Annotated in this window: 14 protein-coding genes; 10 read left to right on the forward strand and 4 right to left on the reverse strand. The window is 56.4% G+C overall.

What is annotated here, in order from left to right; genetic code table 11:
* Window positions 1-91: 91 nt before the first annotated feature.
* From cysK to IK012_RS07125, 5 genes are all read left to right on the forward strand, one after another.
* Complete coding sequence (gene cysK / locus IK012_RS07105; protein ID WP_290952410.1) at window positions 92-1,018, forward strand: cysteine synthase A; 927 nt, start codon at window positions 92-94, stop codon at window positions 1,016-1,018.
* A gap of 110 nt (window positions 1,019-1,128) precedes the next feature.
* A complete protein-coding gene (locus IK012_RS07110) occupies window positions 1,129-2,661 on the forward strand; it encodes a phosphomannomutase (RefSeq protein ID WP_290952413.1) in 1,533 nt (510 codons plus the stop codon).
* A gap of 419 nt (window positions 2,662-3,080) precedes the next feature.
* The gene (locus IK012_RS07115; protein WP_290952416.1) at window positions 3,081-3,833 is read left to right on the forward strand and encodes a T9SS type A sorting domain-containing protein; all 753 of its coding nucleotides are present in this window, start codon (window positions 3,081-3,083) and stop codon (window positions 3,831-3,833) included.
* A gap of 105 nt (window positions 3,834-3,938) precedes the next feature.
* Window positions 3,939-5,867, forward strand: a complete 1,929-nt coding sequence (locus IK012_RS07120; RefSeq protein WP_290952419.1) for a glycoside hydrolase — start codon at window positions 3,939-3,941, stop codon at window positions 5,865-5,867.
* 45 nt (window positions 5,868-5,912) lie between these two features.
* A complete protein-coding gene (locus IK012_RS07125) occupies window positions 5,913-6,680 on the forward strand; it encodes a lysoplasmalogenase family protein (RefSeq protein ID WP_290952422.1) in 768 nt (255 codons plus the stop codon).
* A 274-nt stretch (window positions 6,681-6,954) separates the two neighbouring features.
* Here the strand turns inward: IK012_RS07125 and IK012_RS07130 are convergent, their stop codons facing one another.
* The gene (locus IK012_RS07130; protein ID WP_290952425.1) at window positions 6,955-7,284 is read right to left on the reverse strand and encodes a hypothetical protein; all 330 of its coding nucleotides are present in this window, start codon (window positions 7,282-7,284) and stop codon (window positions 6,955-6,957) included.
* A 43-nt stretch (window positions 7,285-7,327) separates the two neighbouring features.
* A complete protein-coding gene (locus IK012_RS07135; protein WP_290952428.1) occupies window positions 7,328-8,212 on the reverse strand; it encodes a hypothetical protein in 885 nt (294 codons plus the stop codon).
* Between the two features lie 181 nt (window positions 8,213-8,393).
* On the opposite strand from IK012_RS07135, the gene uvrC reads away from it, so the two are divergent.
* Entirely contained in the window at window positions 8,394-10,280 is a 1,887-nt protein-coding gene (uvrC, locus tag IK012_RS07140) for an excinuclease ABC subunit UvrC (RefSeq protein WP_290952431.1), read from the forward strand.
* 169 nt (window positions 10,281-10,449) lie between these two features.
* Here uvrC and IK012_RS07145 read toward each other — a convergent pair whose 3' ends face one another.
* Window positions 10,450-11,343: an FISUMP domain-containing protein gene (locus IK012_RS07145; RefSeq protein WP_290952434.1), complete on the reverse strand. Its 894-nt coding sequence runs from the start codon at window positions 11,341-11,343 to the stop codon at window positions 10,450-10,452.
* Window positions 11,344-11,410: 67 nt separating this feature from the next.
* On the opposite strand from IK012_RS07145, the gene IK012_RS07150 reads away from it, so the two are divergent.
* Complete coding sequence (locus IK012_RS07150) at window positions 11,411-11,803, forward strand: NADH-quinone oxidoreductase subunit A (protein ID WP_173379671.1); 393 nt, start codon at window positions 11,411-11,413, stop codon at window positions 11,801-11,803.
* A gap of 258 nt (window positions 11,804-12,061) precedes the next feature.
* On the opposite strand, the gene IK012_RS07155 is transcribed toward IK012_RS07150, so the two are convergent.
* Complete coding sequence (locus IK012_RS07155) at window positions 12,062-13,237, reverse strand: hypothetical protein (RefSeq protein ID WP_290952441.1); 1,176 nt, start codon at window positions 13,235-13,237, stop codon at window positions 12,062-12,064.
* A 169-nt stretch (window positions 13,238-13,406) separates the two neighbouring features.
* On the opposite strand from IK012_RS07155, the gene IK012_RS07160 reads away from it, so the two are divergent.
* The 3 genes from IK012_RS07160 to IK012_RS07170 all read left to right on the forward strand — a co-directional run bounded on the left by IK012_RS07160 (window position 13,407) and on the right by IK012_RS07170 (window position 18,125).
* Window positions 13,407-14,936: a hypothetical protein gene (locus tag IK012_RS07160; protein ID WP_290952444.1), complete on the forward strand. Its 1,530-nt coding sequence runs from the start codon at window positions 13,407-13,409 to the stop codon at window positions 14,934-14,936.
* 91 nt (window positions 14,937-15,027) lie between these two features.
* Window positions 15,028-16,191 (forward strand): sialate O-acetylesterase, encoded by a 1,164-nt coding sequence (locus IK012_RS07165; RefSeq protein ID WP_290952447.1) that lies wholly within the window; start codon window positions 15,028-15,030, stop codon window positions 16,189-16,191.
* A gap of 104 nt (window positions 16,192-16,295) precedes the next feature.
* The gene (locus IK012_RS07170) at window positions 16,296-18,125 is read left to right on the forward strand and encodes an ATP-binding cassette domain-containing protein (protein ID WP_290952450.1); all 1,830 of its coding nucleotides are present in this window, start codon (window positions 16,296-16,298) and stop codon (window positions 18,123-18,125) included.
* The last annotated feature ends 96 nt before the right edge of the window (window positions 18,126-18,221 follow it).

Below are 18,221 nucleotides of genomic sequence, written 5' to 3' on the forward strand. Positions count from 1 at the left end.
ACTTAACGCTATTTAAAAAACTGAACTTTAACAAACAAAACGGTGATTCCGGCACAAGGCCGGAATGACAATCAAAAAAAGGAATTTCAAAATGTCTAAAATCTATACCTCTGCCGACCAGCTCATTGGTCACACCCCGCTCCTCGAACTCACTCACGTCGAAGAAGGTCTCGGCGCCACTATCCTCGCGAAGCTCGAGTACTTCAACCCCGCCGGTTCCGTGAAGGACCGTATCGCGAAGGCGATGCTTGACGATGCCGAAAAGAGCGGCAAGCTCAAGAAGGGCGCTGTCATCATCGAACCGACTTCGGGTAACACCGGTATCGGCCTCGCTTCCGTCGCCGCCGCCCGCGGTTACCGCATCATCATCGTGATGCCCGAAACCATGAGCGTGGAACGCCGCCAGCTGATGAAGGCCTACGGTGCCGAACTCGTGCTCACCGAAGGTGCGAAGGGCATGAAGGGCGCTATCGCCAAGGCCGATGAACTCGCGAAGGAAATTCCGAACAGCTTCATTCCGGGCCAGTTCGTGAACCCTGCCAACCCGGCTGCCCACAAGGCTACCACGGGTCCCGAAATCTGGGAAGACACTGACGGCAAGGTGGACATCTTCGTGGCCGGTGTCGGTACGGGTGCTACGGTTTCTGGCGTGGGCGAATACCTCAAGGAAAAGAACCCGAACGTGAAGGTTGTCGCCGTTGAACCGGCCAGCTCTCCGGTGCTCTCCAAGGGCGTTGCTGGTTCCCACAAGATCCAGGGTATCGGTGCGGGCTTTGTTCCCGACACGCTGAACACCAAGGTCTACGACGAGATCATCGCTGTCGAAAATGAGGCTGCTTTTGAAGCCGGCCGCGAAATCGGCAAAAAAGAAGGCGTGCTCGTGGGTATTTCTTCCGGCGCCGCTCTCTGGGCCGCGAAGGAACTCGCCAAGCGTCCGGAAAACAAGGGCAAGACCATCGTCGCGCTTCTCCCGGATACCGGCGACCGCTACCTCTCTACGGCTCTGTTTGCCGAATAAATGATGCGCGCATCTAGATTCGCGAAACACAAATCTACACATCTCCAGTCCTCCGGGTTTTATGCCCGGGGGACCTTTTTCTATTTTTTCGGGAGTAAAGTGAGGTTTATATGAGCGTTACGATGCAAGAAGTGATGAAACAGTCCGGCGTGGCATTCGGTACGAGCGGAGCCCGCGGCCTGGTGACCGCGATGACGGACCGCGTGTGCTACGTGTATGCGCGCTCGTTCATCAAATACTGCGAGCAGAGCTATAAGTGTGAACATACGATTGCGATTGCGGGCGACCTGCGCCCCAGTACCGAGCGCATCTTGAAGGCGCTCGTGAAGGCGGGCGAGGATTCCGCATGGAAAGTCGTGTACTGCGGTCGCATTCCTTCTCCCGCGATTGCGCTGTACGGTATCGACAAGGCGCTCCCGACCATCATGGTGACGGGCAGCCACATTCCCGCCGACCGCAACGGCATCAAGTTCAACCACCCGCAGGGCGAAATTTCCAAGAAGGACGAACAGGGAATTGTTTCTCAGTCCGTCGAATTCGATGAATCGATTTTCGATGCCACCGGCATGCTGAAGGATGCTCCGGCACTTCCCGCGGTCGAGATGGAAGCCGAAGAAAACTACCTGAAGCGCTACCCGGAATTCTTCGGCACGAAGGCGCTTTCGGGCCTTACCATCGGCGTGTACCAGCATTCCGCCGTGGGCCGCGACATCGTGGTGAAGGTGCTCGAGAGCCTGGGCGCCACGGTGAAGCCTTTCGCCCGCAGCGAGACGTTTATCCCGGTCGATACCGAAGCAATCCGCAAGGAAGACGAAGAACTGGCCCGCGACTTCGCGCACAAGGATTTCGTGGATGCGATTTTCAGTACCGATGGTGACAGCGACCGCCCGCTTTTGGCGGACGATGCAGGCATGTGGCTGCGTGGCGACGTGCTGGGCATCCTCGCTGCCCAGGCGCTTCACATTAAGCGCATTGCAACTCCGGTGAGTTGCAACACGTCGCTCGAAAAATGCGGCTCCTTCGAGAAGATTTGCCGCACGCGCATCGGTAGCCCGTATGTAATCGCCGGCATGGAAAGCCTGGTGGATGCGAACGACCCGAGTATCTCTGTCGCGGGTTACGAGGCCAACGGCGGATTCCTGCTGCAGACGAACTTGACCCGCAAATTCGAGGATGGAACCCGCACGCTGCCGGCGCTGCCGACCCGTGACGCGCTCCTCCCGATGATTGCCGTGATGGTCCGTGTGCGCGAAGAACGCATGTGCGTCGTTGATTTGCTCCGCAAGCTGCCCAAGCGCTTTACCGTGAGCGACCGCCTCAAGGAATTCCCGACCGAAATTTCGAAGGCTAAGCTTGCCGAAATTCGCGAGCAGAAACTTGGCCACAAACTGTTCGGCACCCTTGCGGCGAAGCCCTCCAAGTTCGCTCCGAAGGATTCTGCGCCCAAGCCGTTCCACGGCGAAGTCGTCGCAATCGACGAGACGGATGGCTACCGCATGGAATTTGATTCCGGCGATATCGTGCACCTGCGTCCGAGTGGCAACGCTCCGGAATTCCGCTGCTACGTGGAAACGGAATCGAAGGAACGTTCCGCCGAATTGCTGGAAGGCTGCCTCAAGATTATGGAAGGCTGGCGCAAGTAAAATAATATTTTACCAACAAGCGTCTGATAACGCTCCTGCAAAAGGGAGCGTTGTTTTTTTTTTTTCGGGAACTTTAACTTGTTTCTACAATTCTACCGGTTACAATGCTATATTTGTAGTATTCCCCTCCCCCTGTGTTACTGACATAATTTATGTATGCACATTAACCCTCTTTTACCAAATTTTTAAAGAAAGAAAAAATGAATAAAATAATATCATTGATCATGCTGTCTGCAACCATGAGTTTTGCTGTCGTGGTAGGCGTTTTGGGTAATACCATAGGTTGTCCTGATCGCTTTGTGTACAGTATTTCTCTTGATGCGGAAGACCATAACAACATATCCGGATTGATTGAAGGACCGAGAGTCCCTTATGGGGTTAACTTTTCTCTTGGCCGGGTAAACTTTCTGTATTGCAAAATGAGTTCCGAATATCTGCAGCCTGTTCCTTACGACTATGTCTTGGTCCGTATGGACGAGGAATGCCCTGCCGGAGGTTATAAGTTCAGACGTCATCACGATACGGAAGACAAGAACAACGATAACACATATAATGGAAATATTTGGCCGAGTGTCGTGGGCAAGGATGTCGATTTGGAATATTGCTTTATGCCGGCTACTCCCAATGCGACAGCTTCTTTCCCTGTGAGGTTTTTCGGCGGGTTCGGGGTTTTTGGCAATTACTCTAATGATACCACCCACATACTTCATTCCAAAATACTCGTTGACGATGAAGATTCCAAGAACGCGAATTCTTGGGAGTGGTATGGACAAGGTGGAAATACTGCCCTCCTGAATCGTATCAAAAGAATCGTTGGCGAGCAAGGCAAGGATACTTTTTACAACCTTACCTTCAGGGATCCTGCGAATCTCTGCAAGCGCGGGGAAGAATCCCCGATTTTTGCGGAAAATGCCGCTGCTGACAAGCCTGTCGCTGCCGAGCTGAAGGGCTTCGACCATTCGACCGTGGCTTTCGAAATCAAGTCGGCGGGTAATGTCGTCGTCTCCATCGTGAACATGAATGGCGCCGTGGTTGCTAAGGTTTCGAGGGAAAATCTCCAGCCGGGCATCCACCGCGTGGAATGGCATTCCGGAATCGTGCCTAACGGCCGCTATGTCGTGACCATCGAACACAACGGCGTGACCAGCGGAAAGAACGTAATCCTGAAGTAAAACAGGGTCGAAATTCCCTTTTTTAGATTGTGGCCTAGCAATGGGCCACATTTTTTGTATTATTTATTCTAATGCCGTCGTTGGCATGTGGAATGGAGTTGGTTAATGAATTTTCTATCGCGCTGCATGGTGCCTTCGTGCATTGCTGTTGCCGCCTTCTCGGTGGCAGTCTCGGCGCAGACCAAGGTGGTCGTCGACCCTGGGAAAAAATACCAGGTGTTCGAGGGCTGGGGCTCGAGTCTCTGTTGGTGGGCCGTAAAGGCTGGTGCCTGGAGCGAGGAGAACAGGAGCAAACTTATCGGCGCGATTGCCGATCCCGATACGGGTCTGGGCTATACGATTTTCCGTTACAACATCGGTGGCGGCGACCAGCCGGGCCATAATCATTTGGACAAGGGCGACGGCGGAGCCAACGTTCCCGGATACAAGCCTACCGAGAAGGGCGATTACGACTGGACGGCCGACCCGTACCAGCGAACGATCGCGCTCGAACTCGCGAAGCGCGTGAAGGATCCGATTTTCGAGGCGTTCAGCAATTCGCCGCCGTGGTGGATGACGAAGAGCGGTTGCGTCTCGGGTTCTAGCGACGGGAGCGACAACCTCAAGTCCGACTACTTCGACGATTTCGCGGATTACCTCTCCGAGGTGGCGCTGCATTTCAAGACGGAATGGGGCATCACGTTCCGCACGGTGGAACCGTTCAATGAGCCCAGCGCCGGCTGGTGGAAGGCGAACGGCGGGCAGGAAGGCTGCGGCTTCAAGAACAACCAGTCGCAGATGATTGTGGAACTCGGCAAGGCCCTCAAGAAGAAGGGCCTGTTCCCCGAGACGTCGGTGAGTGCCGCCGACGAGACGAACATCGGGGATGCGCTCAGCCAGTTCAACAGGTACAGCGCGGAGGCGCTCTCGTACATGTTCCAGGTGAACACGCACAGCTATTCGGGCGGCGATTCCCGCAAGGCGCTCTTTAACGCCGCCTTCGCGAAAGACAAGAAGGTTTGGCAGTCCGAGACGGGCCCGCTGAGCAAGAACAGCGACGAGCATATAGCTCTCTGGATGGCGGGCGTGATTCTCGCGGACCTGCGCGACATGAAGGCGAACGCTTGGGTGGACTGGCAGCTGGGCGACCCGGCTGAGAACTGGCGCAGTTTCGTGATGGACCACCGCAAGCAGACCTTCACGCCGAACGCGCGCTTCTACATGCATGCCGCGTTCAGCCGGTATATCCGTCCGGGCTCGCGCATTATCGACAGCGACAACGGCAACACGCTTGCGGCAATCCGGCCTGACAACGCTCTGGTGCTTGTGGTTCGCAATAGCGGTTCGTCCGATGTCAAGTACAGTTTCGACCTGACGGCGTTCGACAAGATTGGCTCGAATGCGAAAGTGGTGCGCTTTGATCTTCCGGGCAGCCTGACGCCGCAATCCGACATTGCGCTTTCGGGCAAGTCCCTTTCCATGACTGCCAAGGCGCAGACCGTCACGACGATGGTCATCGACGGTGCCGAGGGCGGCGTCTGCAAGCCGAGTGAAATCATCCCGTATGTTAAGCTCCATAACGGCGACTGGAAAGAGGCGACCGAAGTCGAGCCGAGGAAGGGCGATTCGCTGGTCATCGGTCCGCATCCGTGGGAAGGCGGTCGCTGGGTATGGAACGGCCCGAACGATTTCAAGTCCACTGACCGTGAAATCCGCTTCAAGAAGATGGACGGCACGATGAGCGGCTATTACAAGGCGGTCCACACGAATGCGGTCGGGTGCGAGAGCTCCATGACCTTCAAGATTGTGGTGGACGACCCGGACCATCCTTTCGTGGAACCGGATACCACCGTGCAGGACACTCCTGTGGTGGTGTTGCCCGGCTTGGCTCGGGAAAACGCAAACGGCATCATCCGTGCGGATGCTCCGGTGCAGGTGTTCGACATGCTGGGCTCGTTCCTGAAAAGCATGCCGGAATTCCGCCCGCAGCTCTTCCGCCCGGGAATTTACATCGTGAAACAAGGGAACAATATTCGCCAGGTGCGTGTAAGGTAATTCCCGCCTGGCACGATTCCGCAACGAAATTTCTATAATTTGTATATGCTTTTACAGACAACCACACGCAAGGTCATTCTGGCCATAATCGCGGTCCTGCTGCTTATTACCACAGTCAAGGACTGGTACGATTTTGCGCAGTGTGGTGCGGTCGACCAGTGCATCGCTTCGGCGCTGGGCCTGCAGCTCTATACGAAGTCCGCGATTTCGTTCTTGGTAACGCTGCTGGCCTTCATTGTTTCGGCCGAGTCTCACAGTCCGCGTGACCGCAGGTTCCTGCGCATAGCGTTCGTGTGCTCTTTGCTTGGCGATTTTAGCTTCAGCTTGTTCAGGGCTATCAAGCCCGAATACGTTATGGCAAGCGACGTGCTCGGCATCCTGTTCTTCACGATGTTCCTTGTCATGCTGATTCACAGGCATTCACGCACTTCCGAAAATGATCTGTACTGCCGTAACGCCTACTGGCGGCTTCTGGGTTCAATTACTGTCGTCGCTATTCTTCTTTTCGCGCTAGGCGCTATCCGCATCATGGTGGCTCTCGTGCTCGCCTATGCTTTCTATATCGTGACTGCTACCGTCGTGGGAGCCATAGCTCCGTACAAGTGGTATTTCCCCATGAAGAACGCTTTGCTGGTTCGTTGGGGGATGCTCACGTTCTTTGTCGGTGATGTGCTTGTCGGACTCTCGATGATTTCGGGTGCGGACCACAGCGCGATGGAGACCATCTCCGCGATTGCGAACAACTTTATCTGGTGGTTCTACGTACCGGCGCAGCTCATGCTTATCCGGTCGAGCGTGAAAATCGAGAACTAACTTTTTTTGGGTACAAAAAAAGGCATCCGTCCACGGTGGAACACTCGAAACTACTATTGTAAAAAGATAGCAGTGCCTTGGTGCTTCGTTTTTCGCGTCAAAGCGCGCCTAAACTAGACCACAAGAGCGACGAGCTGATATAATCTTGTTAGATCGGGCGTTAATCCGTGCGATGCCTGTGTTACAAATATACCTTTATTTCCGAGTTAAATCAATAGCGTTTTTGCCGTATTTTGCACTTTGTTTGTCATGGAATTGTAAAAAAGGCCGTTTTTTACACCCAATCGCTGTTTCTGCTTTCCGGATGCTCCAGACCCTCGTCCAGGAGCGCCGTGACTTCCTTGACTCCGCTGTTCAGTTCGTCCCGTTCCACCTTGAGCAGGTGCACCATCCGCTTGAGCTCGACTATCTGCTGGCTGAGCTCGAGGGCGAGCAGTGCGAATTTTTTGCCCGCTTCCAGGTTGTAGCGGTCGTAACTGGCGTAGCGCTCGTCGATGTGGTCGACGATATCCTTGAGGTCCCCGTCGGGAAGGTCGGTCCTTATCTGCAACCGTTCGCCCGCGACAGTTACGCTTACTGATCTGTGCGAATTCAATTCTGCCATTATTTCAATCCTACGCCGAATGGATCGTCATCCATCAGCATTTTTAGCCGAAAAAACTGGTAGGCGAGCCTCCGTTGCTCGCGAAGAGGTCCGGTTCCTTCTCATTGGCTGGGTGGATTTCGATGGGCTCGTCGTCTTCGACCGCTTGGTTGAAGTCGAGTTCGGGCTCTTTGAGTTCATTTGCCTGCGGCTGTTCGGCGGCCGGGGCTTCGGCGACCTGCGGGAATTCCTCGACGGGTTCTTCCGCCTGGACCTCGCTTGCTGCTTCGGGCTCGTCGGCAAAGGAAACGTTCACGGGAATCTCGGTGCCGAGCTCGCTCTCGATGGTGGAGACCATCTGCTTGAACTGCTCCTGCGCCTGCAGAATCTCTTCGCCCTGTTCCTTGATGGTCTCGTTGAGGCTTGCCTTCTCGGCGTTCAGGGCTTCGATGGTGGCGTCCTTCTCGGCGAGCGCCTTGCCCATCTCTTCGATTTTCCCGTTCAGGATGGCCTCGTTCGCTTTGACGACCGCGCAGTCGTTGCGGAGGGCGTTAGCGACGTCTTCGCGTTCACGGACGTCGGCGTTGAGTTTCGAGATTTCGGCCTTGGAGGCCTCCAGGCTCTCGTTCGCCTGGTTCAACATGTTTTCGAGGTCGGAGATTCGCGCGTTCGCATTCGCGATCGAACCCTGAAGTTCGTCAATCGTTCCCTGCTTCTGGTTGAGGGCTTCGTCCTGTGCGGCGGCCTGGTTGGCGCGTGCGGTCAGAGCGGCTTTGCAGTCCGTGAGTTCGGCGTTTAGGCTCTCGAGGACGAGGTTCCTGTCCTGGAGTTCGGCCTTCGCTCCGGAGAGGGCCTGTTTAAGGTTTGCGACCTCTTGCCGTAGGTTGCGGACGGTTGCCAATACTCCATCCACCCGCTGCGAGAGAAGATTGATATTCTCTAAATTCATTTATCGCTCCATAAAAATCAGGGGATACATATCACCACTAAAAAGATATATAAAAAAACAGGCGCTAAAGTATGAAAAAAAACATAAAAACCGCGATGCGTCGGGAAGACGAGTTTTTTGGGGCGTAAAAGATATGCGGGAGGGGCCCCGCCCCGGTGCAATAAATTTTACCTTGTAGGGTATGCTTCCTGTGAACGAGCACATCGAACGGCGACTGGCCGAACTCCCCGCTTTGCCGGGAGTCTACATCATGCGCAATTCGCAGGGGAAGATTATCTACATCGGCAAGGCCAAGGTGCTCAAGAACCGCGTCCGGAGCTACTTTGACGGCTCCGACCATGCGGGCCACCGCGCGGCGACGCTCATGCTCCCGCATATCCGCGACATCGAGTGGATCATTACCGAGAGCGAGTCCGAGGCGCTTATTCTGGAAGCGAACCTCATCCGCAAGCATACGCCCAAGTACAACGTTCTCCTGAAAGACGACAAGCACTTCCCGTACCTCGCGTTCTCGGTGCACGAAGACTTCCCGAGGCTGTTCCTCTCGAGGGCGGTGCGCAAGGACGGCTGCCAGTACTTCGGACCTTTTCTGAATTCCCGCATGATAGCGCAGCTGCAGGACATTGCCGCGCGGCTCTTCAAGATACGCGAATGCAAGCTGAAGCTCCCGCTCAAGAGCCCGCAAAGGCCCTGCCTCAATTACCACATCGGGCGGTGCGGCGCCCCCTGCGCGGGCCTGGTGACCAAGGAAGAGTACCACAAGGCGGTTCTCCAGACGCAGATGCTGTTGAACGGCAAGCGCGACGACCTTATCGGGCAATGGGAGCGCGAGATGCAGGAGGCGAGCGAACGGCTGGATTTCGAGACCGCGATGAAGAAGCGCGATGCCATCGAGGCGCTGCGGGCCACGGGAATCCACCAGAAGACGGACGTTACCGACCCGAACCTCTCGCTGGACGTGCTCAGCCTGCGCCGTAACGGGACGATGGCGGCCGCCGTCATTTTCGAGTACAGGAACGGTGTGCTTTCTGGCCGCCGCCACTACCGCCTGGAATGCAAGCTCGAAGAAGACGAGGCGGGAATTCTCCAGCAGATGCTGGTGCAGTGGTACCTGGACGTGGAACACATCCCGGGCGAAATCGCGACCGACGTGATACTGGATGCGGACCGCGAGCCCCTGGAGCAGGCGCTTGCCAAGAACGCGGGCCACAAGGTGAGCGTCACGAACCCGCAGCGCGGCGAGAAGGTCGGCTTTTTGAAGTTGGCGGGCGCGAACGCCGACATGATTCTGGTGGAGATGCGGGCCGAGGTGCAGAAGTACAGCGAAATCGACCAGAGCGTCTTTGAACTGCAGAAAGTCCTCGGCCTCAAGAAGACGCCTTTCCGCATCGAGTGCGTGGACATCTCGCACCTCTCGGGCACGAATACCGTGGCGAGTCTCGTCGCCTTCAAGAACGGCAAGCCCGACAAGAGCAACTACCGCAAGTTCATTATCAAGACGGTGGAGGGCGTGGACGACTTCGCGAGCATGCGCGAGGTGATGACCCGCCGTATCCGCAGGCTGGAAGAGGAAGGCACGCCCATGCCCGACTTGTGGGTATGCGACGGCGGCAAGGGCCAGGTGGATGCCACCATGCAGATTCTGAAGGAACTCGGGCACGACAAGGACCTGCCGCTCATCGGGCTCGCGAAGCGCCTTGAAGAAATCGTGTTCCCCGACGACCGCAAGAGCATCGTGCTGCACCGCACGAGCCCCGCTTTGAAACTGTTGCAGAACGCCCGCGACGAGGCGCACCGCTTCGCCATCACGTACCAGCGGAGCAAGCGCAAGAAGGACCTGGAAGTGGAATGGCTCAAGATGCCCGGCGTGGGGCACGAGACCCGCGTGAAGATCCTTTCCCGCTACAAGAGCGCGGAGGCGTTCATGGCGGCACCGCTCGAAGACATCGTCGACCTGCTGGGAAAGGTGCGCGGGAACAGCGTCCGCGAACAGGTGAAAGAATACTGCGCCAAGTTTATAGAGGTTCCCGGCTCCAGTTCCGGTGAAGAACCGCCCGCGGATGTGTAGGCCGCTCGGCTCTAACTCAAATGAAGAACCTCCGGCGGAGCCTCGCTCTCGCCACCACGACTCGTAAAGATGAGTCGCTTGTGGCTCACCTGAACCGCAAGTGATTGCGAACGGTATCAAAAAAAAGGCCCGCGCGATGCGGGCCCTTGAAATTTTTGTGCGGTTAGGATTATTCCTGCACGCAGCGGACGCTGAAGAATTTGGCCTTCTCGTCTACCTGGAAGAACTTCGGCGTATCTTCGCCTGCGTAATCGGGTTCCTTTTCCACGATGATGACCGCGAACTTTTCACCGCTGTTTTCACCGTACTTCTTGTCGCCTTCCTGCGCGGTGGCTGTTGTCCAGTGGAATCCCATTTTCCCGGTAAAGTCGCAGTCGCCTTCCTTGCAGCGGCCGCTGTAGCTCCACGGGTAGTCGCTCGCGTTGAGAATCGTCTGGGCTTCGTTGCGGTTAGGCAGTTTCCATCCGGTGGGGCATGCTTTCTGGGCTGCGGTAAAGGTGTAGAGTCTTCCGTACTTGTCGCAGTTCGCATTGCTCTTGTCGAAGCACATGCTGTTCGACATCTCGTGGTTGAGGTCCTCTGCCATCCACAGCTTGCCGCCCACGTTCTGGAGCTTGTAGGTCTTGCCGTCGCGGTTGTCGGTCATGGAGTTGCCGTTCACGGTCGGCGGTACGTTAGATTCGGAAGATTCGGCTATGATGATTTTTTCGCTCGAACTGGAAGAGGACGACGAGATGGGGTTGCGCCTGGCGTCGCAGTCTTCGTCCCAGCAGAAAATGCCGCTGCTGGGGTAGCTGAGTTCACGGTTTTCCTTTTCTTCCATGTAGAATTCCTTGTGGACTACGCTCGAAGTGTCGGAACCATCCACAGAAGAGGAGGGCTCTCCGCTGCTGCTGGATTTGTTCTTCCCGGCCGAGGAACTGCTTTTTGCGGAATCGGCGGAATCCGTAGCGCTAGATTCTTCATCGATAGGGTACAAGGGATGCTTGTCTCCGTCTGTTGTACATCCCGCAAAAAGCGAGAAAACACCCAAAATACCCACAAACAGAATGTGATTTTTCATACCCCAAATATACTTTACATTTTGCGGGGTTAACAGAAAAAACTTTTTTACTATCTTTTTTGCCACTATGAGCAATGTTGAAATTTTCGACACTACGTTCGCCATGACCATTCTGGTCATTATGGCGCTTTGCATCCCTACAGTTCTGCTCCTTGCCAACTGGTTTTTGCACCCGGGCAAGATCAAAAACGTGCTTATCAAAGGCTCGGCCTACGAGTGCGGTCTGGCCCATGTTTCGGGCACTGCGAACGAGCGTTACCCCGTGAAATACTACATGGTAGCCATGCTTTTCCTCGTTTTTGACCTGGAAGTGGCGTTCCTCTACCCGTGGACGGTCCAGTTCTTGGCCGGCGGCTGGGAGCTCCTGCTCGTGCTCCTCGGGTTCTTGTTCATCCTCGAAGCGGGTTACCTCTACCTCTACAAGAAGGGCGTGCTCGACTGGACGAGCATCAAGGACTAGCGTTTCATAGAGTGTTCTATCTCAAAATAAAAAACGCGGATTCCGTCGGGAGTCCGCGTTTTTCTGTATGCGGAAGGCCTGCGAAACGCCTTCTTGTGTCGTGATTTGAATCACCCGATAATGTCCCGTGTATAATATAGCGCATACGGGAGCTATACAAGCTCGAGAGAGCGTGCCGGAGTTAAGCTTGAGTTTAGAGCGAACGGTCTGTGAGCCGGAGCCGGCAGGCGCAAGCTGCCGGTGCAGGCGCGAGCGGTCTTAGAACGCTTCTCTAAAGTAGAACGTCAGGCCGAGGCTCTTGAAATCCACCCACGAGACTTCGGCGCGTGCGTATAGGCGCTCGGACTTGTTGAGCGCCAGTTTGCCGCCGAACCCGACAGCGCGGTGCCATTTGTTGCGCATGAGCTTGCTGAAGTACGGCCCGACCTTGCCGCCTTCGAAGAAGATATCGCCGGCGAGCCTCCAGAAGAGTTGCTTGCGGAGTTCCACCTGCAGTATGGTCGCCTGGTTGTCGCGGAAATATTTTGTCTTCACCCCGCGGAAACGCTTGATGCCATCGGGGCCCGCCATGTATTCGAAGGGGACGTCGCCGTCGGTGCGCTGCCACAAGAGGGCCACCGCCATCGAAGTGTTCCAGATGGTTTCGCCGTAGGCGCGCAGGTCGAGTTCCTGGAACGTGAAGCTGTAGTCGCCGAACGCATCGCTGTAGAAGCGGTGTTCCCACTGGAAGAGTACGCCGTGCCGTGCCCAGTTGAGGTTGTCGCGCGTGTCGAACGAGAGGTGGTACCCGATGGCGTTGCGCCAGCCGTCCGTGTTCGTGGGCTGGACTATCTCGCCGTCGTATTCCCTGAATTCCATTTCACTGCGGTTGATGTCGAACACGAACCCGTAGCGGAAGTTCTGCAGCACCTGCGGTAGCCCGAGGTTCGATTCCACGATGCCCATCAGGAAGAACGTCTCGCGGTCGAAAGTGATGTAGTCGTCCATGTCGACGTCGTTGCCGATGCCGAAGAAATGCCCTACCCAGTTCTGGTAGCGGAAGTCGAGCCATCCGGATATGCGGTCGTGCGCGAAGTAGAAATAGGGCGTGGCCGCGAACTGGAACTGCTTGAGCGTGGAGCCGTAGGCGGCGACGTCTATTTCTTGCGAATGGCCTCCCTTGAACGAGGGCGGCAAGAAGAAGTTCACCATCGCGCCATACTGGAGTTCGGTCTCTTCGGTATAGCCGAGTACGGGCACGGCGCTCCACCACTGGAAATGCTTGGAGGTGTCCGCTGCTGCCGTGCTGGCGGAATCCGTCGCTGATGCGGAATCGGCCGGTGCAGGCGTAATCAGCGTGTCGGCCTGAGCGGGCGCGGCTTGTGCAGCGGCGGCCATCGGCAAAAATGCTCCGATGGATATGGCTGCGAGAAATTTTAAGGTACGGGTCGTCACGATAGATAATTTAGATAAAAATGAAGGCGGATTTTGCCCTTGTATGCCTTAAAATTTGGTCTTTTACATTTTGTAAACGGATTATGTTTCGTACCGTTCGATACTTCCTTTTTACGCGTTTATATTACAGATTGGAGTGGTGTAGGGAATGGTTGGGAAAGGAGTTAGAATGAAACAGTTTCTTTATGCAGCCCTTGCTTTTGGGCTGTGTTCGGTAGTTTATGCACAGGCCCCGCTCAACTTCGACGTAGAGAACCGGGGCAAGGACCTGGGCGCCACGGCCGGTGAACTCAAGTCCAACAAGAAACTTCCCAACCCGTTTGAATTCCATGACGGATCCAAGGTCACCAAGTACGATGACTGGAGCAAGCGCCGTAACGAAATCAAGGCGGATATCGAAAAGTACGAAATCGGTGAGAAGCCGATTCCTTCCGACGTGAGCGCCACCTACAGCGGCGGCACCCTCACGGTGACGGTGAAGGAAGGCGGCCAGACGATGACGATTACGTCCAAGTTCAGCATTCCTTCGGGCAACGGTCCGCATCCGATTATCATCGGCATGAACAGCGGCACGGGCTCGCTCTCGTCGAGCATCTTCAGCGGCTTTGTGCAGGTGCCCTTCAGTCACGACCAGGTGGCGAAATACTCCATGAACGGCCAGAAGGACACGAACGTGGGCTTCTACAAGTTCTACTCGGACAAGAAGCAGAATGGCGACTATTCCGCATGGTCGTGGGGCGTTAGCCGCCTTATCGACGGTCTCGCCTTGATTGCCGACGAATACCACCTCGACATGAGCAAGATTGCGGTCACGGGCTGCTCCTATGCGGGCAAGATGGCCCTGTTCGCGGGCGCCTTCGACGAACGCGTGACGCTTACCATCGCCCAGGAATCGGGTGGCGGCGGCATCAACTCGTGGCGTACTTCCGCGGACTTCGCGAGCCGCGGTACGAACATCGAAAAGATTGACAACACGAACTACAGCTGGTTCATGCAGAGCCTGAAGAACCAGGACCCGTACAAGCTCCCGCACGACCACCACGAACTCATCGCGATGATTGCTCCGCGTGCGGTGATCGCGCTCGGCAACCCCGGTTACGAATGGCTGGGTGACGAATCGGGTTACAAGTCCATGATGGCCGCTACCGAGGTGTGGAAGGCCATGGGCATCGAGGACCGTATCGGCTTTGACTTTACCGGTGGTCACGAACATTGCCAGGCGGCCAGTAGCCAGACGAAGTCGGTCACGGCGTTTGTCGACAAGTTCCTGCGCAACAAGGATGCGAATACCGATATTCACGTGAAGCCCACGAACGGCAAGGGTTTCAAGATTGACAACTATGGCGACTGGATTGACTGGGAAACGCCGGACCTTCCGTTCACGGCGTCCTCGATAGACACGATTCCGCAGGATACCGTGCCCAAGGATACGGGTTCTACGGGCGATACGTCGCTGGTCTGCCATGATGGATTTGCCGCACCTGCGCTCAGCATGCATGTGACGGCGGGTCGCATCGAGGTGAATGGCGCTCCGGCTGGCGCTCGCGTGAAGCTCTTCGACGTGCGCGGCAACGTGGTTGCCGTGATGGGGGCGAACGGCGGATTCCTCCCGAAGGTCAAGGGAAGGCTCCTCGCCATCGTCGAAAATGATTCCGGCAAGCGCCTCATGTCCAAGGCCATCATCAATACCGGATTCTAGAAACAGGGCGGTCTCCGGACCGCTTTTTTTACAATAAAGAAAAAATCTGTTGTTTGGTATAAGGAGAGATATGAACAGAGTATTTCTAACTGTGCAGGCAGTGTTTTTCGCGATGTGGTTTTTGACCACGGCGAGCTTTGCGCAAGACCCCAACCTCCACATCTACCTGGCTTACGGGCAGTCCAACATGTCGGGCCAGGCGACCGTCACCGACAAGGACCGTGCCCAGGACCCGCGGTTCCTCGTGCTGCGTGCGGCTAACCATTCGAACCAGAAGGTGGGCGAGTTCTACCCGGCGGCCCCTCCGATGGGACACAGCCAGTCCAAGGTGGGCATTGTCGATATCTTCGGGCGCACCATGGTCGCAAACCTCCCGGACAGCATCAAGGTTGCCGTGGCGAATATCGCGATTGGCGGGCAGAGCATAGACCTGTTCGACAAGGACCGCAACAAGACTTACGTGCAGAACGCGAAGAACAAGGGCGACACGTGGTGGATCCAGTACCTGGACGAATACGGCGGCGACTTGTACAAGCGCATCGTCGAGATGGGCAAGATCGCGAAGCAGAAGGGCGTCATCAAGGGATTCCTCTTCCACCAGGGAGAGGCGGACTACCAGATGAACGACTGGCCGAGCCGCGTCAAGAAGGTCTACGACGACCTGATTGCCGAACTGGAACTCGACCCGGAAAAGACCCCGATCTTGATTGGCGAACTTGCGCCCACGGGCGATCTCGGATGGCGAAACGATGCCGTGAAGCAGGCGGCGGACCTCATTCCGAACGGTCACCTGATTTCGGCGCAGGGTTGCCCTGCGCTCAAGGAGACGAGCTACACGCTGCACTTTACGCGCGAAGGCTACGAGACGTTCGGCAAGCGCTATGCCGAAAAGATGCTTGAACTGTTGAAGACGATGGAGCCGGAGGTTCCCGTGGATACCGTTACGAAGGACACTACCGTGCGCGATACCGCTGTGCGGGACACCTCCGTGAAGGATACCGCCATGGCGATTGTGCGCGGCGCGGGTGCGGTTGCCGGCATCGCGATGTATGTCTCAGACGGCTACCTCGCTGTTTCCGGTGCGCCTGCGGGTGCGCGGGTCAGGCTGTTCGACATGCAGGGCAATCAGCTCGGCGTGCTGGGCGCAAAGGGCGGCGCCATGCCGCAGGTTCGTGCGGGGCGCGTCCTCGCTATCGTCGAAAGTGCTTCGGGCATGCGCCTCCTCGCGAGGACGTTCAACGTCACCGGATTGTAGGGCGTGCGCCGGAAGGCGCCATGCGTTCTTTTGGAATGATGCCGTGCGGGAATGCGCGGCATCTTTTGTAATAGCGGGTTCCTAAATTTTTTAATTTTGTACCGATGCCTATCTTGTCTGCACAGAATGTCTCCCTGCGATTCAGCGGTCCGCCGCTTTTGGACAACGCCTCGTTCGATATCGAGGCGGGCGACCGCATTTGCCTCGTGGGCCGTAACGGCGAGGGCAAGAGCACGCTGCTCAAGATAATCCAGGGCGAGATGGGCATGGACTCCGGCGAGATTGTGAAGCGCACCGGCCTGAAGGTTTCCCGCATGGTGCAGGAAATCCCGGCCCACATGGAAGGCACCGTGCGCGACGTGGTGATGGCGGGCATTGCGCAGGACGGCCACCACGATGCCCATGCCGAGGCAATCCTCGGGAAGACGGGCATCGCGGCCGACGCTTTGTACGACGGACTTTCCGGCGGGCAGAAGCGTCGCGTGCTGTTCGCACGGGCCGTCGCCGAGAATCCGGACTTGCTCCTGCTGGACGAGCCTACGAACCACCTGGACATTCCCGCCATCCAGTGGCTGGAAGGCATCGTCTCGCGCCTGGAATGCGCGGTGCTTTTCGTGAGCCACGACCGCGCCTTCGTGCGCCGCGTGGCGACCCGCATTTTCGAACTCGACCGCGGGCGCGTTCGCACATGGAATTTCCCGTACGACAAGTTCGTGCAGTTCAGGGACCAGGCGCTCGCCGAAGAAGAGAAGGCGAACAAGCTTTTTGACAAGCGCCTTGCCGAAGAAGAAGTCTGGATACGCAAGGGAATCCAGGCACGCCGTACCCGCAACGAGGGGCGCGTGCGTGCGCTCATCAAGATGCGCCAGGAACGTGCGGAAAGGCGCACGCGGACCGGATCGGTGAACATGCAGATTACCGAAGCCGAGCGATCCGGTCGCCTCGTAGCCCGCCTCACCGACGTGAGCTTTGCCTACGAGGGCGCCCCGCTGATATCGCATTTCAGTACCGAAGTCTCCCGCGGGGACCGCATCGGCATCGTGGGCCCGAACGGTTCCGGCAAGACGACGCTCCTCAAGCTTATCCTCGGCGAAATACAGCCGGACGAAGGCGACATCCGCCTGGGAACGAACCTGCAGATTGCGTACTTCGACCAGATGCGCACCCGCCTGCGCGAAGACAAGAGCCTCGTGGAAAACGTGGGCGACGGCCAGGCTTATATTACTCTGAACGGCGTACGCCGCCACGTGTTAAGTTACCTGCAAGATTTCCTCTTTTCGGCGGAACGCGCCCGCGGGCCCATCAGCGCCTTGAGCGGCGGCGAAAGGAACCGCTTGCTGCTCGCCTGCCTGTTCAGCCACCCGAGCAACGTCCTGGTACTCGACGAGCCCACGAACGACCTCGACATGGAGACGCTCGACCTTCTGGCGGAACTTTTGGCCGATTACAACGGCACGGTTATCGTCGTAAGCCACGATAGAGCCTTCCTGGATTCCGTCGTTACGGGTATTTTTGCCATAGAAGACGGCGGAAACGTGTTTGAAGCCGTCGGCGGGTACACGGATTACGAAAATAATCGCAAAATTCGTGACAAGGAAGCGGCCAATGCTGCCAAGATTGCCGAAGAAAGGGCTTCTTTGTCGAAAAATTCAGCTCCGGGACAGCCTGGAACGGCAAAAAACGCGGTTTCTGACCAGAACCCTGCGAAGAAAAAGAAGCGTAGCTATAACGAAGAGCGCGAATATGCCGCTCTTCCCGAAAAAATTGAGAAACTCGAAGCCGAAATTGCTGAATTTCAGGCGGAATTGGCAAAACCGGAAGTCTATACCGACGCAAAACGCATAGTCGAATTGCAGAAAGAGCTGGCCGACCGCGAATCGGAACTGGAAAAAGCCTACGAAAGATTCGGGGAACTTGACTCCTTAGGTGGATAATATATCCAAAAAATATGGGCAGGGGTACTTGTGCGCTGGCTCACAATATATTATTTTCTTACTATAAGGATATTCAATGGAACATTGAAAAGGGGA

Source organism: Fibrobacter sp., from assembly GCF_017551775.1.
Lineage (GTDB): Bacteria > Fibrobacterota > Fibrobacteria > Fibrobacterales > Fibrobacteraceae > Fibrobacter.

Coding starts and splice junctions, on each gene's coding strand:
- cysK (WP_290952410.1), top strand. CDS start 92: ATGTCTAAAATCTATACCTCTGCCGACCAGCTCATTGGTCACACCCCG.
- IK012_RS07110 (WP_290952413.1), top strand. CDS start 1,129: ATGAGCGTTACGATGCAAGAAGTGATGAAACAGTCCGGCGTGGCATTC.
- IK012_RS07115 (WP_290952416.1), top strand. CDS start 3,081: ATGAGTTCCGAATATCTGCAGCCTGTTCCTTACGACTATGTCTTGGTC.
- IK012_RS07120 (WP_290952419.1), top strand. CDS start 3,939: ATGAATTTTCTATCGCGCTGCATGGTGCCTTCGTGCATTGCTGTTGCC.
- IK012_RS07125 (WP_290952422.1), top strand. CDS start 5,913: ATGCTTTTACAGACAACCACACGCAAGGTCATTCTGGCCATAATCGCG.
- IK012_RS07130 (WP_290952425.1), bottom strand. CDS start 7,284: ATGGCAGAATTGAATTCGCACAGATCAGTAAGCGTAACTGTCGCGGGC.
- IK012_RS07135 (WP_290952428.1), bottom strand. CDS start 8,212: ATGAATTTAGAGAATATCAATCTTCTCTCGCAGCGGGTGGATGGAGTA.
- uvrC (WP_290952431.1), top strand. CDS start 8,394: ATGCTTCCTGTGAACGAGCACATCGAACGGCGACTGGCCGAACTCCCC.
- IK012_RS07145 (WP_290952434.1), bottom strand. CDS start 11,343: ATGAAAAATCACATTCTGTTTGTGGGTATTTTGGGTGTTTTCTCGCTT.
- IK012_RS07150 (WP_173379671.1), top strand. CDS start 11,411: ATGAGCAATGTTGAAATTTTCGACACTACGTTCGCCATGACCATTCTG.
- IK012_RS07160 (WP_290952444.1), top strand. CDS start 13,407: ATGAAACAGTTTCTTTATGCAGCCCTTGCTTTTGGGCTGTGTTCGGTA.
- IK012_RS07170 (WP_290952450.1), top strand. CDS start 16,296: ATGCCTATCTTGTCTGCACAGAATGTCTCCCTGCGATTCAGCGGTCCG.